This window comes from Nocardiopsis sp. NPDC006198 (genome assembly GCF_040613895.1).
Classification (GTDB): domain Bacteria; phylum Actinomycetota; class Actinomycetes; order Streptosporangiales; family Streptosporangiaceae; genus Nocardiopsis; species Nocardiopsis tropica.
Genome location: NZ_JBEXSY010000006.1, coordinates 133,812 through 157,070 on the forward strand (window position 1 = coordinate 133,812; position 23,259 = coordinate 157,070).

A 23,259-nucleotide genomic window follows, 5' to 3' on the forward strand; every position below is an offset into this window, starting at 1 on the left:
TCCGCGGTTTGCCCTAGCCTGCAGTGGTTGGTGGTGGATTACTCATGATCGGAGTGGGGTGTGCAGGTCGGGGACAAGACTCCCGGGGGGCGGTACACATTCTTGGACCGTCTCGGCGGCGGAGGTATGGGCGAAGTTTGGCTCGCGAGGGATGAGCAGTTCGGGCGGACCGTTGCTGTCAAGTTCCTTCTTGAAGAGCATCAGTTGACGAAGAGTACTTCAGGAGGTGGGTGGGATTACCAGAATCTTGAACAGAGATTTCTGAGAGAGGCTGAGGTTATGGCCTCGCTCGACCATCCGGGTGTCCCGATGGTTCTGGACTGGTCCATGGAGCCGTGTGGGGATTTCAAACGACGCTACATTGTCATGCAGCACGTCGAGGGTGGAACACTCGAGTACATCTTCGATAAATTTCACTCCCTCGTGGTGGAAGAGGTGGCTTGTCTGGCGGCGCAGGTGTGCTCTGTCCTTGCAGTGGCGCACGACAAGAATCTGATTCATCGCGACCTTAAGCCCAGCAACCTTATGGTTGATCGTTCGGGGTTGGTCAGGGTGTTGGATTTCGGAATCGCGATCCTGACCGACCCGAATATCACTAGGTTGACGAGGAGTTCCCAGGCAAGTCCTGGCACCACGGGGTACATGGCTCCAGAGGTCCGAACTCTAAAAACTCCCGGAGTTGAGGAGTCGGATCTCTATTCTCTGGGCTGTGTCATGTACGAGGCGCTGGGTGGTCCCGTTTTCAGCGGTACGTCAGATGAGGTGACTGCAGCCCATTTGAAGGAGACTCCCGAACCGATAAGGGTGAGGAACCCGACCGTGCCGGAGAAGCTCGGTGAGCTGATCGACCAGATGCTACTCAAGGACCCCGGAGAGCGTCCCAGTGGTGCTCGGGAAGTGTATGGGCGCTTGAGGAGCTATCTTCCCCGGCAAGATTTCCGAGGCCGGGAATCCTTTGATCTCACTCGACCGTTTGTCGACCCTTGGTGCCCGCTCCCACGGTCGGACGGCAGGTCTGGGGGAGGGCGGATGCCACCGCAAGTCATCGCCAAGCCGCAGGTCACCAGCTCTTCGGTTGCGGCGGGACTGCGTGCGGCGCAGGAAACCTGGGAGACGGGGCGAACAGAGGACGCCCTTATGCAGGCCAAGCAGATTCTCCAGGGAGCCAAGGATCACTTGAAAATTCCCTCGAGAGTCACGCGCAAGGCTTGGCTGGCCTATGCCACGATGCTCCGTGACTCTGGCAGCGTTCCCGAAGCAGTAGCGGAACTCCGTGCGATGCTGGAACAGTCTGCTCCATTTGTTGGGGAAGAAGACTCGCACCTGGGGCAGGCGAAGAAAATTCTGCGTGACATCGAGTAGAGAGATCGACGGGTGAGGGAGTGGCCCTCACCCGTCAACTCAGATGTACTTAGGTGGTTTCTTCGGGTTGGTGGGGCGCTTCTCCTGCATGGCCTCTCCTTTGTTTTCATGCAGACCTCGGCCTGCAATTGGCGGTGTTCCAGTGGTTTGATTCTAGCATGTCCGGGTGATGTTGGCTTGGATTTTCAGGGTGAGACCTCCCGGGCTCCGCGTTGCTTCTGGATCTTTTTTCGTATGGTTTTCGCGCCTTCTTCGTCGAAATCGCTCAGTATCAGGCAGGCGTTCTCCCAGGACTCTTCAGCAGCATGTGGCCGGTTTGCATCACTGAGGACATCTCCCATGCTTTCGAGCGTGCGAGCTTCATTCGAGCGATGATTGATGTCTCGGTAGATGCTGAGGCACAGGCGGTAGTGCTCCAGGGCGGACTCGTGATCGCCCAGTTGATGCTGGATCACGGCAATGCTGTCGAGATCGGCTGCTTCACTGTTGATTTTTCGCAGGGTTCGATGTATCTCCAGCGCCTGAAGACAGTAGGGGAGACCTCCCTCGGGGTCTCCGTTCTCCGAGATGCTCCATCCGAGGCCGTTGAGTGTGTCGCCGACACTACTTGTGTCCTTGTGCTCCCTGAATCCCCGAAGCGCTTTCTGGTAGGCCGGGATGGCGAGTTCGTGCTGTTCGTCGTAGGAGTAGACCACAGCGAGCGTGTAGTGGCTCTCTGCCGCTGCCCAGGTTTCTGATTCCGATCCCAGGGTCACCAAGGACCTCTCGGCGTATTCCAGGGCTTTCTGGTAGAGCCCCATGCGGCGCAGGGTGATGGCCATCAGACCTAGGAAGTGGGATGCCTTGGCAACGGGTGTGGAGGAAGGCAGAGCGTCTATCACCAGCTGGAGTGCAGAGGTGCAGTCGACCCACCGCCCCTGCATCCACAGATGTTCTGTCAGGAAATCTGCGATGGCACATGCCTCTTCGATCAGCCCGATGCTGGCGGAGTATGTGACGGCGGCGAGTAGGGCGTTGGTGTGGTGGCGGATCCACAGCTCTGGATCTTCGCGTGTGTACGTGTCGGCCTTGAGCGTAGACGGGTCCGCGTAGTACCGCATCAGCCGTTCGTTTCCCTGCGTGGAGAGGAGTTGTGCTTGCTCCGATTCGCGACTGAGTGATGTCGCGTAGTCACGGAGCAGGTCGTGCATCTGGAAACTGCCGTCCGTGCTTTCCGTCATGAGGCCGAACTGCTGCAGTTGGTACAGCACTTTGCGGGCTCTGCTGTGGCCCAGGAGGGCAGCTGTATCATCTGCGTCCAGGTAGGGAGAGGGGCATGCACCGATCAGGATGAAGGCATCCCTCAACTCAGGCGTGAGAGCGGTGTAGGTCCAGGAGAGAACCACCCGCATGTTCGACCGGGCGTCGCCGAGATCAAGCAGATCGAGTCGGTCGTCCGCGTCGGCGAGTTCTGATGCGAACCGGAACAGCGGGCGCTCAGGGCACTGGTTCAGGCGTGCCGCAAGGATGCTGATCGCCAGAGGGACACCGCCGCACAGGGAGAGGAGCTGGTTCGCAGCCTCGAGTTCAGCGGCCACGCGGTCTTCGCCCAGAAGTGCCCTGAGGAGTTCGTGTGCCTCGGCTGGAGGCAGGGGTTCGAGTCGGATGGAGACAGCCTGGTAATGGCTCATGAGCGTGCCCAGAGGTCGGCGGCTGGTGACGACAACGGCTGATGTCTGCTTCCGGGGCAGCAGCGGCAGGATGCTCTCGGCATCGGAGACGTTGTCCAGGACGACCATGAACCGGTGAGCCTCGATGATGTCCCGGAAGCGCAGGCAACGATCCTCGACGGTCGCCTTATTGGCACGGGAATCCTCACCGATCTGACTGAGGAGGTTTTCCACGATCTCCTCGGTGGACATCGGCGACGAAGGACCGAAACCTCGTGTGTCGACCAGCACCTGGCCATGGGGGAAGCTGTGGCGGGACGAGTTCGCGTAATGGTGAGCCAGGGTGGTCTTCCCCATCCCGGCACCTCCGGTGATGAGTACTGGACCCTCCTCCCAAGGGATGTGCTCCCAGGTTCGGGAGGCGTTGTCGATGAAGGGGCCCCTCGGTGCTGCAATGGTTTGGGGAGACCTGAGCCGGCCCGTGAGAGCTTTTCGCGCCTGCTTGTGCAGGGCGTCGATGACCTGTCCAGGACTCAAGGTTCTTCTTGCCGACTGGAACTCCGGCCTGCTGCGCCAGTCGGGATCCCGGAGCAGTTGGAACCCGGGAGTGCCCGAGTCGAGGCATCCGATGTCGCCGACAGTCCGCATACGTCGATCCACCATGTTCTTGACCGTCTCCCAGGCGTCTTCGGTCAGCATGGTCGCGAGTCCCAGGTGTTCCAGGCAGGGCCGGATGCGGTCGCTGGGAAGCATTCCGTGTGTGAGCTGTCGCTCGGGTAGGTCCGTGACAAGGGTCAGGGAGCGGAGGAAGGCTCTCAGATGCCGACTCAACAGCGGGGTCGGAGAGCGGGTGGGGGCTGAGGGCAGTAGTTCCTCGGGCAGAGCGAAGTCACCACGGCCGTAGTGTTCTCGTACCGCTACGCGGCCCATGGTTTCGAGCACTTGAGAAATCAGCTTCTCATCCTCAGAAGAGAGCGGGAGCCTTCTATCGGGCTTGAGAAGTTCGGTGGCCTTCTTCAGCCTTCGAGCCTCGCGTCCGAGGAGATCGGAGTTGGTGTACAGATAAGTTCTGCAGGTCCTGTCCAGGTGCCACCAGTTGCCAAAAAGGTGAAGAAGTCCGCCTTTCTTGATCAGCTCCTTCTCGCCCCACCTTCTGCCCGTGGGATCCCGATGTTTCACTGAGCAGAGGTGCACTTGCCCCTGATGTATGACACAGAAATCCTCGTGCCACTCGCATATGAAGGTCCACTCGTCGTCCGTCCTCGTAGTCCCAGGGATTGTGAGGTGCGCGAGGAGGAGTTCGAAGACTCGTCGCGTGGCCACCAGGGTCTGCCAGTGGAAGCGATCATGCGTCGCCTCGCCGTCGTGCTCTCGCGGAGGGCGGGAACGCGCGGTCTCGATCGAGGCCGGAGGCTCCGCCGGGGGGACAGGTATGTCGAGGACCATGATCCGATGATCTCCTGCGGTTCCGTGATTATGTCTTCGTCTGTTGTGGTGCTGACAGTTCACAGCACGAGTAAATTCTTGCAGGCGGTAGTGACATGGGGTGGTGCTTCTCTGGAATCCGTACGGTGTCAGCCTTGGGGGGCGGTGTTGATTTACGCCCTACGTGTGTGGACGGGGAGAAAATCAGACTCCGAGACGAAAGTTCCGGGATGAAGACGAGGTCGATTGGCTCTCCTCGGGTGCTCGGCCGCACTGGCCCGGTTCTGGCCTCTTCCGAAGGCCCTCCCCGGTTCGGTCTGGCCGGAAGCGGCCAGGGGACCGAAGTCCCGGTCACAGCCGGACGTCTGCTGGTAGAACGTGCGTGGCGGAGTGGCAGCGGGCCGTGACCGAGCGGTCCTCTCCGGGGGACGGGAGCGTGCGCGGGTGCGGCAGAGTGCGTTGGTGGCCAGGGTCGGCTTCGAGGACGACGTCACGGCCGAGGAGGCGGACCAGCACACACGTGACCTGGTGCTCCTGCTCGAGGACCTGGACGTCGACGAGGTCCGGGCGGTAGAGGGAGAGGTCGTCTCCGGGACCCGGTCGGCGGACCCCGCTGCCGTGGCCGGCGCCGTGCTGGTCACCGGGATGCTGCTCAAACCTGTGCTCACGGCGGTCGTCTCGCTCGTCGGGACATGGCTGGAGCAGAGCGGCCAGCGTTCGGTGACGGTGGAGGTCGAGGGAGCCAAGGTCACGGTGCAGGGGAGGGTGGCGCCCGGCGAGGTGGAGGGCTACGTTCGGGCCCTGCGCGATGGTGGGGCCGCCCCTGCTGTCGAAACCGGGAAGGACGACGCGTGAGGCGTACCGCGATTCTCCTGGGCGTCAACCGCTACGAGGACCTCGACGACTTGCGTTCGCCGTACGAGGATGTCCGGGCGCTCGAACGGGTCCTCAAGCACAACGGCCACTACACCAGGGTCGAGGCGCTTCTCGACCCGACGCGCGACGAGGCCATGGAGGTGCTGGAGGCGGCGCTGTCGGAGGGCAAACCCGACGACCTCCTGCTCATCTCCTTCTCCGGGCACGGTGTCAAGGACAAGAGGGGTCGGCTGCACCTGGCCCTGCGGGACACCCGCCGCAAGAGGCTGGAGACCACCGCGCTCTCCGCCGAGGTCCTCAAGCGCCTGCTGGAGGACTCCCGTATGCGGAGCAAGGTGCTGCTGCTCGACTGCTGCCACGGTGGTGCCTTCGCCGACGGGTTCGCCACCCGCTCCGCCGGTGAGGAGGCAGAACCGCTCGACCTGGAGCGCCAGCTCAGCGATGGCGCCGGCACCTACGTCATCGCCGCGTCCGGGGCCCTGGAGCTGGCGAGGGAGGGCGACAACGCGTCGGGGGCGCGGCCCTCGCCCTTCAGCGAGGCGGTCGTGCGGGGTCTCGGCGGCGCCGCGTCGGACGCCAACGGGGACGGATGGATCGACGCGGTCGACCTCTACCAGTACGCGCATCGTGAAGTGGACCACGTGGACGGCCAGCGTGTCACCGTGTCCTCCCTCGGCGTGCGCGGATCGCTGGTCCTGGCCCGGCACACGGGATCGGCCACGGCGGCCGACCTGCCGGGGGTCTCCGGCCGGACCGACCGGACCGACCGGAGCGGCGCGGCGGATACGGAGGGGACCGAGGCGCGCGGGGCCGGCACGGAACAGCCGCGGGCCCGTGGGGAGCGGCCCGCCGAATGGACCTGGTCGGGCTACCTGGACTACCTGCGCGACTGTCTGGTCCGACAGAGCGTCCTGCAGCAGCTGCCCGACGCCAGCGGCCGGGACGCAGCTGTCTGCGAGATGGACTCGGAGGTCCTTCTCAGCCGGGCGGAGGGCCGATGGCGGCTGCCCGGTCGCGCCGAGACCCTCGCGCGGGAGGCGGTGAAGGAAGGCCGCCCGCTGCGCTACGGCTATCCGGCGGTGCTCTTCGACCCCGTGCGGTCCGACCGCGGCAGCGGGAGAAGGGCCAAACTCGCCCCACTGTTCGTGATGGACGTGGAGATGGCGGAGGAGCCCGACGGGCACTATCTGATGCCGGTCGGTGAGCCGGAGTTGAACCGCGAACTCCTGATCTCCGCGGCGGGCCTGGACGAGGGCGACATCGAGGAACTGGTCACCTGGTTCGAGGTCGGCTGGGACGGGGGAGAGGTCTCCGGACTCGCCGACAAGGCGCGCGCGGTCTGCGACCGACTCCGGCTGGCTCGGGTGGACGACCTCGTCGCCGGTGAACTGCGCAGCTCGCTGGACGTTCGCCACGGTGCGCGGCGCGGAGCGCAGAACGCCGCCGTCCTCTATCGAGGTGACCCCGCGGGCGCGGCCGTCAAGCAGCTCGTCGGGGATCTCGACCACCGGGGCAAGGGCATCCGGGTCGATGCCCTCGCGGGTACGGCGCTGGCGGCCCTGTCCGACCCCCACCACGCGGTCAGCGGTTCCGGGACCGCGCTCCCGGTGGTCACCGGACGCAGCAACGCCGCACAGGAGGAGATCCTGGCCTCGGCCATGGGGCAGGTCATGACCGTGGCCACCGGAGCCCCCGGTACGGGAAAGAGCGAACTCATCACCTCCGTGGTCACCACCGCCGTCGCGGCCGGGCAGTCGGTCCTGGTGGCCTCCACCAACAACACGGCCGTGGACGAGGTGGTCGAGCGGGTCAACCGACTCGCTCCTGGGGCCGACCTGGTCGTGCGCACCGGGAACCAGGAGCGCAGGGCCGCCGAGCCGGGGATCCTCAACGGGCTCCTGGCGGCCGAATGGGAACCCGCCGACACGGCCACCGCGCAGGCCCGACTCGTGGTCCACCAGCGCGGAGTGGGGGCGGCCCAGCACGAGCTGGCTGTCGCGGAGGAAGCGGAGCGGAGGCTTGCGGCGCTGGCGGGGACGCGTAACCGGCAGGTGCGGGGCCTGCCCGGCGGGGTCGGTCCGGGTGTCTTCGGCGGGCCCCGGGAACTGCGCCGGTGGACCCGCCGCACCGAGGCGGCGCTGGAGTCCCGGTGGACCGGCTGGTGGCACCGCCTCCTGACCAGGCGGGGGCTCCGTATCGCGGGGACGGACGGGGAACTCTCGGAGATCCTCGCCTTCCTCACCACCGAGGGGGAGTGGCGGGAGCTGCGCGAGCGGGTGGGGGAGGGTGCGCGACCGGAGGCGGCGGTAGCCCGGATCAACGGCCTACGAGAAGAGCGGCGCGAGGCGAGCAAGGAGTTCCTGCTGGGCCGGGTCGCCGAGTCGCTGCGCAGGGGCCGCACCGTCGTGGAGGGCAGGCTGCGCGACCTCGCCTCGGGGCAGAACGGCTGGAAGGGCATGAAAAAGCTGGTGCGCACCGTGCCGGCCTGGGCCACCACGTCCCGATCGGTGCGCGGGGTCTTCCCGCCGGAACCGAAGTTGTTCGATCTGGTGGTGGTCGACGAGGCCAGCCAGTGCACCGTCGCCGATCTCGTTCCACTGCTGTACCGGTCACGGCGGGCACTGGTGATCGGCGACCCGCACCAGCTCCAGCCGGTCAACCCCATGACCGGACAGGACGACCGCAGGATCCAGGCGGTCCACGGGCTCCCCGAGGCCGAGATGGGGGAGCGCTCCCTGGCCTTCACCGGCTCCTCCGCCTACCACGCTGCCGCCTCCGCACTGGTGGAGGGCGGGGGCGAGGTGCTCTGGCTCGACGAGCACTACCGCTGCCACCCCGACATCGTCGCTCCGGTGAACCGGCGCTTCTACGGTGACCGGCTCGCGGTGCGCACCGACACCACCGCTCTGGCCGCCCCCGGTGACCGGGCTGTCCAGTGGATCGACGTGCGGGGCGCCTGCGAGCGCCCGGGCGGGCGCTCCTGCCTCAACCGGGACGAGGCGGAGGAGGTGCTCACCCTGCTGCGCCGGCTCTGGCGGACGCTCCCGCCGGAGGCGACCATCGGCGTGGTCTCACCCTTCACCGCCCAGGTCCGCTGGATCGAGAAGAAGTTGGGGGAAGAGGCAGCCGAGAGGATCAGGGTGGGCACGGCGCACCGCTTCCAAGGCGGGGAGCGGGATGTGGTCGTGGTCTCGCCCGCCGCGGCCGAGGGCGTGAACCGGCACAGCGGGCGGTGGGCGCTGCAGCAGCAGAACCTGTGGAACGTCGCGGTCACCCGGGCACGCTCGCGCCTGTACGTCGTGGGCGACCGGGGGTACTGGGCCGAGCAGGGAGGGTTGCTGTCCGACCTGGTGACAGAGGCCGCGACCGGAACCGCTCCTGGCCTGGACGAGGCTGCGAGCCTGCTGTTCGAGGCCCTCACCAACAGTGGGTCCTCGCCCAGGGTCGGCCACCGCGTCGAGGGTTATGCCTGTGATCTGCTGGTGCCGGGGAAGGACGGGGACATCGCCGTGGTGATCGACCGTCCCAGGCCCGGCGCCACGGCCACGCCCGCACCGGGGCGCACGCTGCAACGCACCTTGGACAGGACGGCCCTCTTCGCGTCGGTGTCCGGTCTGCGCACCGTACGCGTTCCGGAGTGGAGGTGCCTGGCGGAGCCCGAGGCGGTGGCCGAGGAGCTCATGGCCGGATAGCGGATTCCGTCGGGTGGCGGCCAGACCGGGACGGCGCCGCACGGGTGTGTCCGAAGAGGGCGTGCCCCTGGGACGGCGCTGGCCTTGTCTCCGCTCAGGAACCGTCGGTGACGCGCTTGCCGTCCCCGTCCTTGACGATGGTGAAGGCGTCCACGGTCGCGCCGTCGGCGGTGCGGGCCCGGTACTCCAGGGTGTCTCCGTCCACCGCGACGTGCTGGAAGGTCTGGGTGTCCTCGCGCTGCACCTGGACCCGGGCGCCGTTGTCGGTCCAGTTGTCCTCGCCGGCGTCGTAGGTCTTGGGGCCGGCCACCGAGACCACGTAGACCGGGCCGGTGTGCGCGCCGGAGTCGCCGTCCTCGCCCTCTGCCAGGACGCCCCGGGTGTAGGAGTGGTCGTGGCCCTGCAGGACCAGGTCCACGTCGTGCTCCTCCAGTACCGGCAGCCACGCCTCGCGCAGCGGCCCGTTGTCGCGTTCGGGGTCGCTGGAGAAGACCGGGTGGTGGAAGGTGACCACGGTCCACGGGTGGGGGTTGTCGGTCAGCACCCGGTCGAGCCAGTCCCGCTGCGTGTCCAGCCACCGCTCGGGGTCCTCCGGGGCGGCCTCCCGGTAGTTGGAGTTGAGCACCACGAACCGCACCCCCTGGTAGTCGGTGTGGTAGGCGGTTCCGGCCAGGTCCGCGCCCTGTTCGGGGCCGTTGCCGGCGCCGGGGAACTGCGGGCCCCAGTGCCGGCTCAGGCCGTCGTCGTACTCGTGGTTTCCCGGGGCGGCCACGTGGTTCATGCTCCCGGAAGCCTCTCCGAAGGCGTCGAACCACTCGTCCCACTGGGAGGCGCTGTCGGCGTCGTCGATGAGGTCCCCGGAGTGCACGGCCAGCTCGGCGTCGGGCACCGCCTCCAGCCCGGCCCGGACGACGGGGGCCGCGTCCTCGGTGATGTCGTTCTGGATGTCGCCGAAGTACAGGAAGCTGAAGGGCTCCGCCCCCTCCGCCGCGGTGGTGAAGGTGCGCCAGTCCCCGGTCTCCTCCTCCGAGCCCTCACCGGCACCGCTCGCACTGATCCGGTAGCGGTAGGCGGTGTCCGGTTCGAGGCCGGTGGCCGTGGCCGCGAAGGTGGAGCCCGGTTCGTCGCCTCCGGTCGGGCTGCCGTCGACCCGCACGGTCTCCTCCGAACCGTCGTCGGGCCCGATCTCCAGGAAGGACTCCTCCGCTCCGGACGCGTGCCAGGTCACGGTCTGGGAGGTGCCGGGATCGGCTGTGGGCGAGAGGAGGACACGGTCGACGGGCTGTTCGGACGTGGCCTGGGGGGTACAGGCGCACAGTCCTGCCACGAGAAGGGTCCCGCACAGGGCCGCCGGCACGCGGCCCGGAGCGGGGCGGGGTGGAGCGGTGGGCATGGAGGTACCTGTCCTTTCGTCCGGCGTTCCGGGGCCACGGGTCGGGGAGACGGCGGGCCGGTCCGGGGAGGGGCGTCGTATCCGGCCCCTACCCAGGTGAGAGGCGGAAATCCGTTGCGGTGGACATGCGGAACTCGATCACCGGTCTCGCTTCTCGGACGTCCGCCCCGTGTTCGGCGTTCGTTCAACGCTCCACGGAGGCCAGACGCACGCGCAGCGCCGGGTCGGTCGCGACCAGGGCGCGCATCAGGCCCGAGCCGTGGGGCGACCAGTGCGTTCCGGGTCCGGCAAGCGTTCGGGACAGAGCTCATCGGCCCGAAATGCTGGGATCGGGCGTTATTCGACTTCGGTGTACCGGCCGCAGTAGCGGACGATCTCCCTGAGAACGTGGTGCCAGTCATCGAGCCCGTCCGCCTCGGGTTCGTAGCCTGCTCCCCACTGTCCGAATAATATATCGTCCAATAAATGGTTGTCATGCTCTCCTGTCAAGAGGGCTTCTGCTTCTCTTCTCATTCCTCCTGAGAGGTTCTGGAGGGCCTTGCTCTTCTCGAATACATCTGACAGTGTCTTGCCCTCGATGGTCCAGTCCTGATGGAGGTGTGCGCCGAACAGGTAGTGCAGGTTTCTGAAATTTCCTTCCAGGGATTCCATGGTTTCCTGGTGGCTCGGAGGCGCTGAACGATGGTGGGGGAGGCAGGGATGGGGTTGGTCAGGAGATGAGGATTGTAAAGAGATGAGGGTTCATGCCGTGAACGTGGTCGAGTTCCACGGTGACGTGTGCTGGGTCGGGGTGCTCCCATCCGATCGGGTTTTCGGCCAATCTTCCACTGTTTTATTTAATCCTCCCGCATGTCGGAGAAGTCGCGCCTGATGCCTCCGTTCCAGGGAAGCTGGTCCTCGAAGTCGCATGCTGCGACGGCGGGCAGAGATGCTTTCCAGAGAGAGCTGAGGAGGCGAGACACCTGATCGGTCAACAACGGAAGCAAGGAGTGGTCTTCCAGTTCGAGCTCGACGAGGACCGGCCAGTAGAGAAAATCTTCGCTGAAGCTTCCGTTGCCAGCAGAATCTTCATTTCGAAGTACCTCGACAAGGGGATCCGGGGTTTTTGTAATATTTCTGTCGAAGCTCACGTTGAAAACGGAGGATACGACATTTTTCACAGAGTTCCTATCTGCCTTGGCGACAAAAATTTTACAGTACAAAGTTTCGGGGTTGTTTATTTCTGAGTGAGGGGTTGGCAAGCGTTCCTTCTTCAGGATGAAGGATATGTCCATGTTAATATGGAATATCTCCTCGGATTTGATTTGCAGGAGTTTGGAGTCCGTCCCTCCTGGCTGGATGTATCCAGTTTTCATGACGTGAAGCACGGTATGCTTGTCGGTGCTTTCCGGGGAACGGGGGCCCGGAGTCGCGCACGCGTTGGCCTGGACGTGCTCGGCCATCTCCAGGTTGCCATTGGCATGGCGCACGGTGGCCTCGCCCGCGCTGCCGGTGGTGCTCGCACTCGGGTCGTCGGATGTTCGGAGAAAACCTCGTGGATAGCCGGATGCGGTCATGTGGAGGCGGTCCGCGATCACGTAGAACCATAGCGTTGCCCTGGCTCGGTGTAGCGTTCTGAGAATCGGATGATCTCCCTGAGGACATCGTGCCAGGTCTCGAGGCCTTCCGCCTCTGGCTCGTAACCGGCGCCCCAGCGACCGAAGAACATATCGTCCAGATACTGGTTGTCATGACTTTTCTTCAGAAGGATGATCGCCTCCTGGCGAAGGCCTCTGGAGATTTCGTGGAGGGCCTCGTTGCGTTCGAAGACCTCGGAGAGGGTTTCACCCTCGACTGTCCAGTCCTGGTGCAGGTAGTAGTTGAAGAGGTGGCAGAGGTTCTTGTATCTCTCCTCCGGGGTGTCCATGGTCTTCCTGTGGTGTTGTGGTGGGTGGGGAAACCGAGTTGCGGACTCGGGTGTGGAGCGGTGGTCAGACCACCGGCGTGGTCTGGGCGAGGGAGATGCGCCAGTCGTCGCCCTCGCGGACCAGGAGGTAGGACATGACTCCTTCCCGGGGGGCGGGGGACTCCGCCTCGGGGCGCCCGTCGAAGACGGTCTTGGTCAGGCTGACGTGGGCGACGTCGCGCGCGACGAAGCGGATGTCGTCGACCCTCAAGGCAGTCCGGATGTCCTTGAGAGGTGTGGCGAGGGCTTCGGCCATGGCGGAGGTGAAGGCCTCCAGGCCGAAGAGCCGCCGCCCGCCGAAGTTGACGATCACGACGTCGGAGGTGTGCAGCGCAGGGAGTGCGACGGGGTCGTTCTGGGCCCGGTCCGCCCGGGCGACGAGGTCGCGGATGCGCCGCTCGTCGGTGTCGCGGTCGGGGAGGGTCGTGCTCGTGGTGTCCATGGGGCGAACCTAGAAGCTCAACTTTTGTTCATGTCAAGGAGCCCGCCCCGCCCCCGCCCCCCGCCTCAGGGCAGGACCGGCCGGGGCCCCTCCGGAGGCTTCGGGCGCGGTCCCCACTCGCGGGGGTAGCCGAGGGAGACCTCGATGTGGGGCACGCCGTCCACGACGATGGTGCGCGGGATGTGCAGGTGGCCGTAGACGACGGCGCGGGCGCGGTAGCGCGTGTGCCAGTCGGCGGTGGCCTCGGTGCCGCACCACTGGGCGAACTCGGGGTAGTGCAGGATCCGGGTGGGTTCGCGGACCAGGGGGAAGTGGTTGACCAGGACGGTGGGGGTGTCGGGGTCGAGGGCGTCGAGGCGCTTGCGCGTGTAGTCCAGCCGGGCGCGGCACCACTCGTCGCGGCTCGGGTGGGGGTCGGGGTGCAGCAGGTACTCGTCGGTGCACACGACCCCGGACGCGTGGGCGACGGCGAGCGCCTCCTCCTTGGTGCGGGCGCCCTCGGGTCGGAAGGTGTAGTCGTACAGGACGAACAGCGGGGCGACGGTGACCGGCCCGTCGGGGCCGGGCCACACCGGGTAGGGGTCCTCGGGGGTGTGCACGCCCAGGCCGCGCAGCGCCTCGACGAGGTGCAGGTAGCGGGCCTCGCCGCGCAGCTGGACCGGGTCGCGCGGGGAGGTCCACAGCTCGTGGTTGCCGGGGGTCCACACCACCGTGGAGAAGCGCTCGCTCAGCAGCTCCATGGCCCACAGGACGTCGTCCGCGGTCTCGGCGACGTCGCCGGCGACCAGGAGCCAGTCGTCGTCGGACGCGGGCCGCAGGGCCTCGGTGAAGGCGCGGTTGTCGGCGTGCCGGACGTGCAGGTCACTGATGGCGACCAGGCTCATCGTCACCGTCCCCTTCGGTGGTCGTGGATCGGCGACACCCTACACACCCGGGCGGGGTTCCGGGCGTCCGGCCCGGACTCGGGCCGGACAAAGGAGTGTCCCCGGCCTCTGCTTGACTGCTCCCATGAACGTGCGTGAGGCGCTGCCGGACGAGATGGCGGCGGTCGGGGAACTGCGGGTCGCGGCGTACCGGGACCTGGGGCTGCTGGAGGAGGGGGACCCCTACACGGACTCGCTCCGTGCGCTGGGGTCCGACGGCCGGGGCGAGGTGCTCGTGGCCGTCGAGGGGGAGCGGGTCGTGGGCACCGTCCTGCTCGTCCCGTGGTCGGAGTCCAGCGAGATCGCGCGCGGGCCCGAGGAGGCGGAGGTGCGGGCGTTCGCGGTGGCGCCCGACGCCCAGGGCCGCGGGGTGGGCCGCGCCCTGGTGCGCGCGGTGATCGCGTCGGCCTCGGAGCGGGGCGCGGCCCGGGTGGTCCTGTCCACACAGCCCCCGATGCTCGCGGCGCAGTCCCTCTACCGGGCCCACGGGTTCGTCCGCACACCCGAACGCGACTGGACCCCGGTGCCCGGGGTCGACCTGCTGACCTACGCGCTCGCGCTGCCGGAGCGGAAGACCTCCGCGGACCCCGCTCCGCAGGCGGTCGCCCAGGGCTGAACGCCCAGGGCTGATCGCCCAGGGCCGGGCGGCGTCCCGGCCCCGCACCGCTACCCGCGGTCCGAACCCCGCGCCGCTACCCGCGGTCCGGGCGACCCGTCCCTCCGACGGTTCCGGCTCAGCCCGCCGGGCCGGACGGCGCCGCCTCCCGCCCCGTCCCCACGTCGAAGGCCCTGTCGCACGCCGCCCGCACCCCGTCGTTGTGGGTGGCGACCACCACCGCGCACCCCTCGCGGCCCAGCTGCCGCAGGACCTCCACCACCATTGCCGCGTTGTCCGCGTCCAGGGCGCCGGTCGGCTCGTCGGCCAGCACCAGGGAGGGCCGCTTGACGAGCAGGCGGGCCAGGGCGACGCGCTGCTGCTCGCCGCCGGACAGGCGGTGCACCACCTCGCCCTCCCGCCCGGCCAGGCCGACCCGCTCCAGCGCCGCGGCGTGGTCGGACCGGGCGCCGCGCCGCCGCGCCACGTCCAGGTTGGCCCGGACCGTGGCGTTCTCGATGAGCGCGTAGTCCTGGAAGAGGTAGCCGAGCCTGTCGCGCCGGAAGCGCCGCCGCCCTCCCGGCCCCAGGCGGGTCAGGTCGGCGCCCTCGCAGAGGATCCGGCCGCCGCTGGGCCTGTCGAGCAGGCCCAGGCAGTTGAGCAGGGTGGTCTTGCCCGAGCCGCTGGCCCCGACGAGGGCGACCGTCTGCCCGGCCTCGACGGTCAGGTCCAGGCCCTGCCACAGGACGCGGTCCCCGAAGGACTTGGCGAGGTTCTCGGCGGTGATCATGGTGCTTCCCGGTGGTGTCAGGCCCGCGAGGGGCCTTCGCGGACGATGCGGCGGTGGAAGAGGGCGAGGGCGCCGAGGGTCAGGGCGAGCCCGGCCGCCGTGACGGCCGCGGCGTAGAGGGGCTCCAGCCCGCTGGTCGGCACCGGTTGCGGCGGCAGGGGCCGCAGGGGATCGTCCAGGGCCCGCAGCGCGGCGAGGGTGTCCCAGGCGGCCCAGCCCGTGAAGCCGAGCGCGACCACGGCCTCCACGGCGAGGAACCGGCGGTGCGCGGAGAGGAACCCCCACCCGCTGATGTGCCGGGCGAAGACGGTCTGGGCGTGCGTGCGCACGTGGACGACGCACGCGGCGACGCCGGTCATGAGCAGGACGGCGGTGCCGGCGGCCAGGGCGAGCAGTTCGACGCGCACCGCGGCGACCTGGGCGGCGTGGGCGCTCCTGGCCTTGTCGAGGATCGGCTGGACCGTGTTGACGTACTCCGCCACCCGCGGGTCGGCGCGGGCCTCCAGCACCACGTCCGGGTCGGGGAAGAGCAGGGCCTCGTGCGTCAGGTAGGTGACGTAGGTCCGGTCGGAGAGCGCGGAGCCGTTGGGCAGGGCGACGATCACCGGGTCCCGCAGGAAGGGGGAGGCGTCGGACCCGCCCGGGTCCCTCGACCCGTAGGTGAACACCCGCTGGCCGTCGGCCAGCGGCAGGACCTCGATGTCGGCCGCGGTTCCCGTGCTCCCGGCCTGGAGCGCGTACCAGTCGGGCAGCTCGCCCTCGACGGCCTCCCGGTGGGCGGCGTGCGCGGGCGGCAGCAGGACCCGGACCCGGTCGTCGGAGGGGGCGGCGCCGTAGCGCGCGCCGGTGGGGGACAGGACCTCCTGCTGCGCGAGGTAGGTGTCGTTGACCACGAGCACGTCGAAGCCGGGACGGGGGGCGCCGACCGGCACGAGCGACGCGGGGGGATGCCGCTCGGCGACGACGAGCTCCCCGGCGAGGTCGGCGCGGCGCAGCCAGGGGCCGAGGAGGCGCTCGGCGGTCACCGGGTCGTCGAAGGCCGTGCTGCCGTTGAGCGTGGCGTGCGAGGTCTGTCCGGTGCGCTCGAACGCCTCCAGCGCGGCGCGCTGCTCCCGCGCGGCCTGCGCGAGGTGGAGCGTGCTCGCCAGGACGCCGAGCAGGAGGAGTAGGACGGGCACGCGCACCAGGTAGACGGCGGCCCGTGTGCTCCGGACGGGGAGGCGCCCCCGGAGCGCCGGCAGGACCCCGGTGGCGTGCACCAGGCCCAGCGCCGCCGCGTGCGTCACCAGGGCCGCGGCGGCGAGGACGCCGAGGAGGGCCAGGGCGGTCAGGGAGTACAGGCCGAGCTGGTTCCACCCGTTGTAGAGGCCGAGGAGGACCAGGGTGAGGGCGCACACGGCGGGCAGGGCGACGCCCCACAGCCGCGCGACCCGCCCCAGGTCGCCCAGGAGGATCCGGGTGTAGGAGTGCCCGTGGAGGCGCCGGACGCCGTGGTCCCGGGAGTCGAGCAGGACGCCCGCGCCGATCGAGGTGGTGCCCACCAGCAGCGCCGTGGCCAGGACGTGGAAGAGGGGGCCGCCGAGGAACGACTGCCACAGGCGGGCCTGGCCCGCGCCGGGGTCCGCGCCCAGCCCGTGCGCGGCGAGGGCGTCGGCGAGCACCCGCGCGTTCTCCGGCGGTCCGAAGACGAGGTAGTTGCCGCGGGGGCTGCGGTCGGCCATGTCCCGCACGGGGTGCACGCGCAGTTCCATCGTGCGGCCGAAGGAGGGGTATCCGTCGGTGAGCCAGTCGGCCTGGGCCGAGCCGGGGTCCCCGACCGCGAGGTACATGTGCCACAGCGACTCGGGCGAGCGCACGTCCGGGACGACGAGGCCGACGGAGATCCGCTGCTCCGCCGCGACGCGTTCGACGGTCCGCGCGACCTCGCCGCCGTCGGAGGCGCCGTCGTCCTCGACGATCCACACCGACGCCGAGTGCTGCGCCGTGGGGATCGTCGCCTCCCACGTGGCCAGCAGCAGCGCGGCGATGAGCGCGGCGGAGACCAGGAGCGCGGTGTGGGCGAAGGCGATGGTGCGGTTGGGCATCGTGTCCCTGCGCGTGGTCGGGGAGCCGTGCGCCCCGGCGGAGGGGCGGCCCCGTGGCTGCGGGAGGCGCTACCCGCAGTGCCTCCAGTAGGTCTCGTTGTGGTTGACGGCGCGCGGGGCGGAGGCCTCGGACGTCTTGCCGGGCAGCATCGCGGCGGACGTGACGGTGTACGTGCCGACCGCCGTCGACCCGTGGCAGAGCGTCGCGTGGAAGTAGTTCGAGTACACCCTTCCGGTGGTGAGGCCGTGGTACCAGGTACCGCCGCCGACGTAGCTGATGGCCGCGTCGGCGACACCGGCCGTCGCCGCGGTGAGCCCGGCCGCGAAGACCAGGGACGCGGCGGCGCGCTTCAGGGGGTGGGGCATGTCGTTCCCTCTCACGGCCTCCGGCACGGTTGTCGGCGGAGGCCTTCGTCGTGCGGGGACGGTGCGCGGAGGGTGCGGTCGGGCGGGCCTCCCGGCCGCGCGCCGGGGGCTCCGTGTCGGGGACGGACGACGGGGCGGCGGCGCGTTCCGCGGGGCGGGGCGTTTTCCTCACTGCCGTCCCGCTCGTGCCGACGCAAGAAAAAAGTACCGCACGGAGTGCTTCGGTAACTCTTTGTGGCCACTATCGGACAGGAATTCGCCCGTAGCAGGGTTCTCCGTGCGTTCCGGTCTAGCGGGCGGCGCCCGGGCCTTGCTCTGCGTCACCGCCGGCGAGGCCGTCGCGCAGGCGTGCCAGCTCGGCCCGGAGTTCGTCGGCCAGTGCGACGGCGCGGTCCAGGCCGGGCGCGGGGGCCGCGTCCGCCGGCCCGGGGGCGGGTTCGGCGGCCGGCCGCTCCGGGGCGGGCCGGTCCAGCAGGGAGGGGTCGGGGGCGATGCGCACCTGTTCCGAGGCGCCCTCGGCCTCGATGTCGAACACCACCCGGTCCGACCGGTGCCAGCTCTCGAACCACTCCAGCGGGGTGCCGTCCCGGTTGAACGTCCCGCCCTCCAGCAGCAGGAGCGGGGCCTCGGCCGCCACCCCGAGCTCCAGGGCGATGCGCGGGTCGGCGGGCACGGCCCGGATCTGCCGGCGCCCGCTCGTGGGCACGGCCCCGAACCGCTCCTCCATGAGGCGGTGCAGGGAGGCGTCGCGCAGCATCGCGGCCTCCAGGCCGGGGAAGCGCTCGGCGGGGAGCCAGGTGCGCACGTAGGACAGCGGGTCGCCGTCGACCGAGCGCACGCGCTCCAGGCGGAGCAGGTCCCGGGTGCCCAGGTGCCCGACCGCTGCGGGGCCCCCGGAGAGGGAGGGCTCCAGCGACAGCACCGCGGTGGACAGGCTCAGCCCCTCGGAGGAGAACTGGTCGAAGAGCCCGGTGACGCGCTGGACGAGCCGGTGGTGCTCGGTGGGGACCGCGGCGACCGGGGCGCGGCCGCGGGTCCTCCTGACCGAGCCCTCGTCCTCCAGGGTGGCCAGCGCCTGCCGGACCACGCTGCGGGAGACCCCGAACCGCTCGCGCAGGGCCGCCTCGCTGGGCAGGGTGTCGCCGGGGGCGATCGAGCGGTCGCGGATCTCGGCGCGCAGCACGCCGGCGACCTGGGCGTGCAGGGGGCGGGGGTCGGTGCGGTCGACGGGCATGGGCGCCATTCTAGGGCCGGGCGTGCGGGCGGGGGCGTGCCCGTGCACGGCACGCTGCGGATCCGGGTCGCCCGACCCCCGCACGGAACCGGGCGCCGGAACGGCGGTGTGCCCGCGCCCCCGACGGGGACGCGGGCACACCGTTCACGGGTGCTCCGGAGGGAGGGGCGGCCGAGGGCGGGCGGGGCCGCCCCGACCGCCCGGCGGCGCCGCGCGGAGCGGACACTGCCGAGCGGTCCTTCGCGCCGCTACCGCGCGTCGGAGCGGGACGCCTGCCAGACGTGCCCCCAGCCGGGGGCCAGCTCCGCGGCCCGGCGCAGCGCCAGGACGAGGCTGGCCTCGCGGGCGATCCCGCGGCCCGCGATGTCGAACGCGGTGCCGTGGTCGACCGAGACCCGCACCACGGGGAGGCCGGCGGTGATGTTGACGCCGTCGTCGCCGTAGACGGCCTTGAAGGGCGCGTGCCCCTGGTCGTGGTAGCAGACCGCGACCAGCTTCCACTTGCCGTTCACGGCAGCCGGGATCAGGGCGTCCGCGGGGAGCGGGCCGTGGGCGTTGATGCCCTCCTCACGGGCCAGGGCGATCGCGGGCGCGAGGACGTCGGCGTCCTCGTCGCCGAACAGGCGGTTCTCCCCGGCGTGCGGGTTGAGCCCGGCCACACCGATCGGCTCGTCCGGGCTGCCCTGGGCGCGGGCGAACGCGCTCATCAGGCGCAGCACCTCCAGGGTGCGCTCCCGGGTAATGCCCTCGATCGCGTTGCGCAGGGACACGTGCGTCGTCAGGTGGAAGAAGGACAGCTCCCCGGCGGAGAGCACCAGGCTGTAGTCCCGCACCCCGAACTCGTGGGCGAGCAGCTCGGTGTGGCCCGGCCAGGCGTGGCCGCCCAGGTGCATGGCGGCCTTGTTCAGCGGCGGGGTGACGATGCCGTCCACCAGGCCGCGCTTGGCCAGGTCGACCGCGGCGATCACGAACCGCGCCGCGCCGTCGCCGGCCTCCGCGCTCAGCTCGCCCGGCGGCACGTGGCCGAGGGAGGGGCCGGTCTGCACGACGTCGATCACGGCGGGGTCGTCGGCCGCGTCGGCCGGGGACTCCACGGGGTTGACCGCGGCCGGGTCGCCGCCGACGGCGGTCACCGCGTTGCGCAGGGCATCGGCGTCACCGATCACCACGGGGCGGGAGTACTCCCGGACCTCGGGGTGGTGCAGCAGCGACTTGGCGGTGATCTCCGGGCCGATGCCCGCGACGTCGCCGAGGGTGACTGCCAGGGTGGGGCGGCTCATGCGTTCCTGCCTTTCGTGTGGCGTACCGCGTCAGCGGCCTCCAGTAGTGCGGTGGGGGATCCGAATCCCCCGGCCTTGGTGACGATGGCGCGGCCGTGCCGGGGTCCGCCGGACAGCGTGCCGAGCGGGATGCCCGGGGCGACCTCGCCGGTCAGGGCGATGGCGCGCGCGTCCAGGGCGGCGGTGAGGGCGCGGGCCCCGTCGCCGCCGGTGACCACGAAGCCGGACAGCTCGTGGCGCGCGGCCAGGTCGGCGGCGAGCGCGCCGAAGCGGCGGGCGACCGACGCGGGGTCGAGCGCCCCGTCGCGGTCCTCGGGCGCGACCAGCGCGGTGTGGGCCGTGGCCGGGTCGAACCGGTCCAGGACCCCGGCGGACCAGGCGCGCCAGGCCGCGTCGTCGGCGAGGTCGCGCGGCGCGGGCTGCTCGATCCGGGTCCGGTCGTCGGCGGCCAGCTCCTCGACCTGGCCCCGGGCCGTCTGGTGGAGCGAGGTGACCACGACGAGGGCGGGGGCCGGTTCGGCCTCCGCGGCCCAGGAGTCGGCCAGGCGGGCGGCGAGCCCGGCCGAGCCGACCGGCACGGCGTCGGGGCCGAGCGCGGTGACGGCGGCGGCCAGGCGCGCCAGGTCCTCGTCGGTCTCGGCGTCGGCGACCACGACCGGTCCGGCGGCGCGCAGCAGTGCCGCGTCGGCGGCGGCGTCGGCGGCGGCGTCGACGCCGGTGAGCCGGACGTGGCCGGCGCCGAGCAGGACCGCGACGCGGCTCTCCGACACCGGGGTCACCGGGTCGGTGCCGACCGCGGTGCGGTGCACCTCGACCCCGTCGACGAGGAGGACCCCGTCGCGGACGGTGCGGCCGTTGGCCGGGAAGGCCGGGCAGACCACGGCGACCGCGTCCGGCGACCACGCGTCGAGGACGGCGTCGATCTCCGCGCGGATGGGGCCGCGCAGCGTGGAGTCGACCTTCTTGTACAGGCGGGCCGCCCCGGCGTCGCGCAGGCGGCGGACCGCCTCCGCCGCCGCCGCGGCGGCGCGGTCGGCGGGCAGCGCGCGGGAGTCGGTGCTGACGGCGACGACCTCGGCGTTCGGGGTCGCGGCGTCGAGCTGGAGCTCCGTGCTCCACCCGGCCCGCAGGAACTGCACGGCGGTGTCGCCCGCGCCCGTCAGGTCGTCCGCGACGACGGCGACGCGCGGTGTGACGGGGGTACTCACGAGTCGGACTCCTTCTGCTCGGTGGTGTCGGTTCCGGCGGCGGGGGCCGCGGTGGTCGCCTGTCCGGCGCCGGTGACCGCCGGCTCCGGGCCGGTGGCGCTCTCCCCGTCGGCCAGGGCCCTCTCGGCCTCGGCCGCCTCCTCGGCCTTCTCCGCCTCGGCGGGGGAGGCCCCGGCGCGGCGCAGGACCCAGGTGGTCACGAGCGGGGCCAGGATCGCGGTGACCAGCACGCTGGCCGCGATCTGGGAGGTCGCCGTGCCCATGTAGGCGGCGAAGGACGGGTCGGCGGCGGCCACGATGGCGGGGGTCGCGACGGCGTTGCCGGAGACGGTCCCGGCGGCGAAGCCGATGCCGGACTCCTTGCCGCGGCGCAGGATCAGCTTGTAGCCGAGGTAGACCAGGCCGCCGGTGAACAGGGTGATGGCCACGCCCAGCAGGATGCCGGTCAGCCCGCCCCGGGCGACGTCGGCGAGGTCGATGCCCGCTCCGAGCGCGAAGGCGAAGAACGGGATCACGATGGAGGGCACGGGCTTGAGGACCTCGCGCCACTGCGCGTCCACGTTGCCGACGACCACGCCGAGCAGGAACGGGATGATCGCGGCGACGAGGGCCATCACCGGGATCTGGCCCAGGCCCGAGGCGCCGATGAACAGGAGGGCGATGAACGGGCCGTCGTTGATGGCCCCCGCGATGTAGGCGCCCCGGTCGCGGGAGCGTCCGTACTGGCCGGTGATCGCGAGCCACAGTCCGCCGTTGGCGTTGGTGGTGGCGGCGAGCAGCGCCAGGATCGACACCCCGAGGATGCCGTCGGGGCCGGTGAAGACGGCGAGTCCGACGATCAGCAGTCCGGGGATGAGGCTCTTGCCGAGCAGGACCACGCCGGTGGCGGCCAGGACGGGGCCGCCGGTGCGCAGGGTGACCTGGGTGCCGGTGGCGAAGATGAGGAGGGCGATCAGCGGCAGGGCGCTGTCCTTGAACAGCGCGGTGGTGAAGCTGCCGATGTCCAGCGCCCCGGGGGCGAAGGTTCCGATGAGCGACCCCAGGACCAGCGGGACCAGCATGGCTCCGCCGGGGATCTTGTTCATCCAGTGGTAGAGGGGCACCAGGGTCCCGTGGTCGTCGCGCATGAGTGTCCGTTCGCAGGGGTGTCCCGGCGGGGACCTCGGAGGATCCGGGCCGGGACTCATCTTGTCCGTACAGAGTGTACGTACAATTTGGGATGATGTCAGCCGGGGCCACAAGATTTCACAGCGGCCCCGGCCGTATCCCCTGCGTGACGGGGTGCGCGTCGGTGTTCGCGCCCGTCAGGACGGCACGGCCTCCCGGGCCTCGGCGCGGTCCCCGGCGACGGCAGCGGCCCGGCGGGCGCGCAGGTGGTGGAGGACCACGGCGAGGGTCGCCGCGATGAACACCGCCTGCATGGCGGTCCGGACGGGCAGGTTCTCGCTGAACCCCGCGCTCGCGCCGGTCATGATCGAGTAGACGTTCGCGGGGAACATCGCGACCATGAGCGCGCCGAGCCCGGCCGCCGCCCAGGGCGAGGTGCGCGCCCACAGCAGGCCCGCGGCCCCGGCGAGCTCCAGCACCCCGGTGACGGTGACCAGCAGCTCGGGCGCGGGCAGCAGGGGCGGGACCATGGCGACCAGCTCCTCGCGCAGTCCGACGAAGTGCGACACGCCGGTCAGGGTGAACATGGCCGCGAGTCCGCCGCGCAGGGCGCGCGGCCAGGAGCGCAGGGGCCGCACGCCGAGCACGCCCAGTGCGAGCAGTGCGGTGGTGGTGCCGATCAGGGTGATGAGCGGTTCCATGGCGGGCCTCCGATGGGTGGTGTCCCGAAATCTTTCTACTGGAAAGATTGCCTCGCGGCGCCCTAACTTGTCAATGGAAAGATGGAGGCAAAACGGGAATTGGCGTGCGGCGGAACCTGCGGTGGGGGCCGGGCCGTGGGAGGGGCGGGCGCGGGCCCGTGCGGACGGAGGGCGGCGCGGGCGGGCC

At 70.1% G+C, this 23,259-nt stretch carries 19 protein-coding genes; 4 read left to right on the forward strand and 15 right to left on the reverse strand.

Features of this window, described 5'->3' with window-relative positions; all coding sequences use genetic code 11:
* The first annotated feature begins 60 nt into the window (after positions 1-60).
* Positions 61-1,362: a serine/threonine-protein kinase gene (locus tag ABZ234_RS06645; RefSeq protein ID WP_355011296.1), complete on the forward strand. Its 1,302-nt coding sequence runs from the start codon at positions 61-63 to the stop codon at positions 1,360-1,362.
* A 185-nt stretch (positions 1,363-1,547) separates the two neighbouring features.
* Here the strand turns inward: ABZ234_RS06645 and ABZ234_RS06650 are convergent, their stop codons facing one another.
* Entirely contained in the window at positions 1,548-4,457 is a 2,910-nt protein-coding gene (locus ABZ234_RS06650; RefSeq protein WP_355011297.1) for a tetratricopeptide repeat protein, read from the reverse strand.
* A 441-nt stretch (positions 4,458-4,898) separates the two neighbouring features.
* On the opposite strand from ABZ234_RS06650, the gene ABZ234_RS06655 reads away from it, so the two are divergent.
* Complete coding sequence (locus ABZ234_RS06655; protein WP_355011298.1) at positions 4,899-5,291, forward strand: hypothetical protein; 393 nt, start codon at positions 4,899-4,901, stop codon at positions 5,289-5,291.
* Positions 5,288-9,004, forward strand: coding sequence for an AAA domain-containing protein (locus ABZ234_RS06660; RefSeq protein WP_355011299.1), 3,717 nt, complete (start codon positions 5,288-5,290; stop codon positions 9,002-9,004). Before ABZ234_RS06655 ends, ABZ234_RS06660 begins: the two co-directional genes overlap by 4 nt.
* A 94-nt stretch (positions 9,005-9,098) precedes the next feature.
* Here the strand turns inward: ABZ234_RS06660 and ABZ234_RS06665 are convergent, their stop codons facing one another.
* The 6 genes from ABZ234_RS06665 to ABZ234_RS06690 all read right to left on the reverse strand — a co-directional run bounded on the left by ABZ234_RS06665 (position 9,099) and on the right by ABZ234_RS06690 (position 13,668).
* A complete protein-coding gene (locus ABZ234_RS06665) occupies positions 9,099-10,397 on the reverse strand; it encodes a metallophosphoesterase family protein (protein ID WP_355011300.1) in 1,299 nt (432 codons plus the stop codon).
* Between the two features lie 336 nt (positions 10,398-10,733).
* Positions 10,734-11,048: a contact-dependent growth inhibition system immunity protein gene (locus tag ABZ234_RS06670; RefSeq protein ID WP_355011301.1), complete on the reverse strand. Its 315-nt coding sequence runs from the start codon at positions 11,046-11,048 to the stop codon at positions 10,734-10,736.
* A 185-nt stretch (positions 11,049-11,233) separates the two neighbouring features.
* Positions 11,234-11,974, reverse strand: coding sequence for a hypothetical protein (locus ABZ234_RS06675; RefSeq protein ID WP_355011302.1), 741 nt, complete (start codon positions 11,972-11,974; stop codon positions 11,234-11,236).
* Positions 11,971-12,303 carry a contact-dependent growth inhibition system immunity protein gene (locus ABZ234_RS06680; protein ID WP_355011303.1) on the reverse strand — a complete coding sequence of 111 codons (333 nt, stop codon included), beginning with the start codon at positions 12,301-12,303 and terminating at the stop codon, positions 11,971-11,973. Before ABZ234_RS06680 ends, ABZ234_RS06675 begins: the two co-directional genes overlap by 4 nt.
* A gap of 64 nt (positions 12,304-12,367) precedes the next feature.
* Positions 12,368-12,784, reverse strand: a complete 417-nt coding sequence (locus ABZ234_RS06685; protein ID WP_355011304.1) for an SgcJ/EcaC family oxidoreductase — start codon at positions 12,782-12,784, stop codon at positions 12,368-12,370.
* 65 nt (positions 12,785-12,849) lie between these two features.
* Positions 12,850-13,668, reverse strand: a complete 819-nt coding sequence (locus ABZ234_RS06690) for a metallophosphoesterase (protein WP_355011305.1) — start codon at positions 13,666-13,668, stop codon at positions 12,850-12,852.
* Between the two features lie 124 nt (positions 13,669-13,792).
* Between ABZ234_RS06690 and ABZ234_RS06695 the strand changes: the two genes are divergently transcribed.
* Positions 13,793-14,323, forward strand: coding sequence for a GNAT family N-acetyltransferase (locus ABZ234_RS06695; RefSeq protein ID WP_355011306.1), 531 nt, complete (start codon positions 13,793-13,795; stop codon positions 14,321-14,323).
* Positions 14,324-14,441: 118 nt separating this feature from the next.
* Here the strand turns inward: ABZ234_RS06695 and ABZ234_RS06700 are convergent, their stop codons facing one another.
* The 8 genes from ABZ234_RS06700 to ABZ234_RS06735 all read right to left on the reverse strand — a co-directional run bounded on the left by ABZ234_RS06700 (position 14,442) and on the right by ABZ234_RS06735 (position 23,072).
* Positions 14,442-15,092 carry an ATP-binding cassette domain-containing protein gene (locus tag ABZ234_RS06700; RefSeq protein ID WP_355011307.1) on the reverse strand — a complete coding sequence of 217 codons (651 nt, stop codon included), beginning with the start codon at positions 15,090-15,092 and terminating at the stop codon, positions 14,442-14,444.
* A gap of 17 nt (positions 15,093-15,109) precedes the next feature.
* Positions 15,110-17,176: a hypothetical protein gene (locus ABZ234_RS06705; protein WP_355011308.1), complete on the reverse strand. Its 2,067-nt coding sequence runs from the start codon at positions 17,174-17,176 to the stop codon at positions 15,110-15,112.
* A gap of 69 nt (positions 17,177-17,245) precedes the next feature.
* Complete coding sequence (locus ABZ234_RS06710) at positions 17,246-17,542, reverse strand: lactococcin 972 family bacteriocin (protein ID WP_267949375.1); 297 nt, start codon at positions 17,540-17,542, stop codon at positions 17,246-17,248.
* 289 nt (positions 17,543-17,831) lie between these two features.
* A complete protein-coding gene (locus tag ABZ234_RS06715) occupies positions 17,832-18,785 on the reverse strand; it encodes a GntR family transcriptional regulator (protein WP_355011309.1) in 954 nt (317 codons plus the stop codon).
* 239 nt (positions 18,786-19,024) lie between these two features.
* Positions 19,025-20,056 carry a 4-hydroxythreonine-4-phosphate dehydrogenase PdxA gene (pdxA, locus tag ABZ234_RS06720; RefSeq protein ID WP_355011310.1) on the reverse strand — a complete coding sequence of 344 codons (1,032 nt, stop codon included), beginning with the start codon at positions 20,054-20,056 and terminating at the stop codon, positions 19,025-19,027.
* A complete protein-coding gene (locus ABZ234_RS06725) occupies positions 20,053-21,264 on the reverse strand; it encodes a four-carbon acid sugar kinase family protein (RefSeq protein WP_355011311.1) in 1,212 nt (403 codons plus the stop codon). Before ABZ234_RS06725 ends, pdxA begins: the two co-directional genes overlap by 4 nt.
* The gene (locus ABZ234_RS06730; RefSeq protein WP_355011312.1) at positions 21,261-22,391 is read right to left on the reverse strand and encodes a 2-keto-3-deoxygluconate permease; all 1,131 of its coding nucleotides are present in this window, start codon (positions 22,389-22,391) and stop codon (positions 21,261-21,263) included. Before ABZ234_RS06730 ends, ABZ234_RS06725 begins: the two co-directional genes overlap by 4 nt.
* A 177-nt stretch (positions 22,392-22,568) precedes the next feature.
* Positions 22,569-23,072: a DoxX family protein gene (locus tag ABZ234_RS06735; protein ID WP_355011313.1), complete on the reverse strand. Its 504-nt coding sequence runs from the start codon at positions 23,070-23,072 to the stop codon at positions 22,569-22,571.
* Positions 23,073-23,259 lie beyond the last annotated feature (187 nt).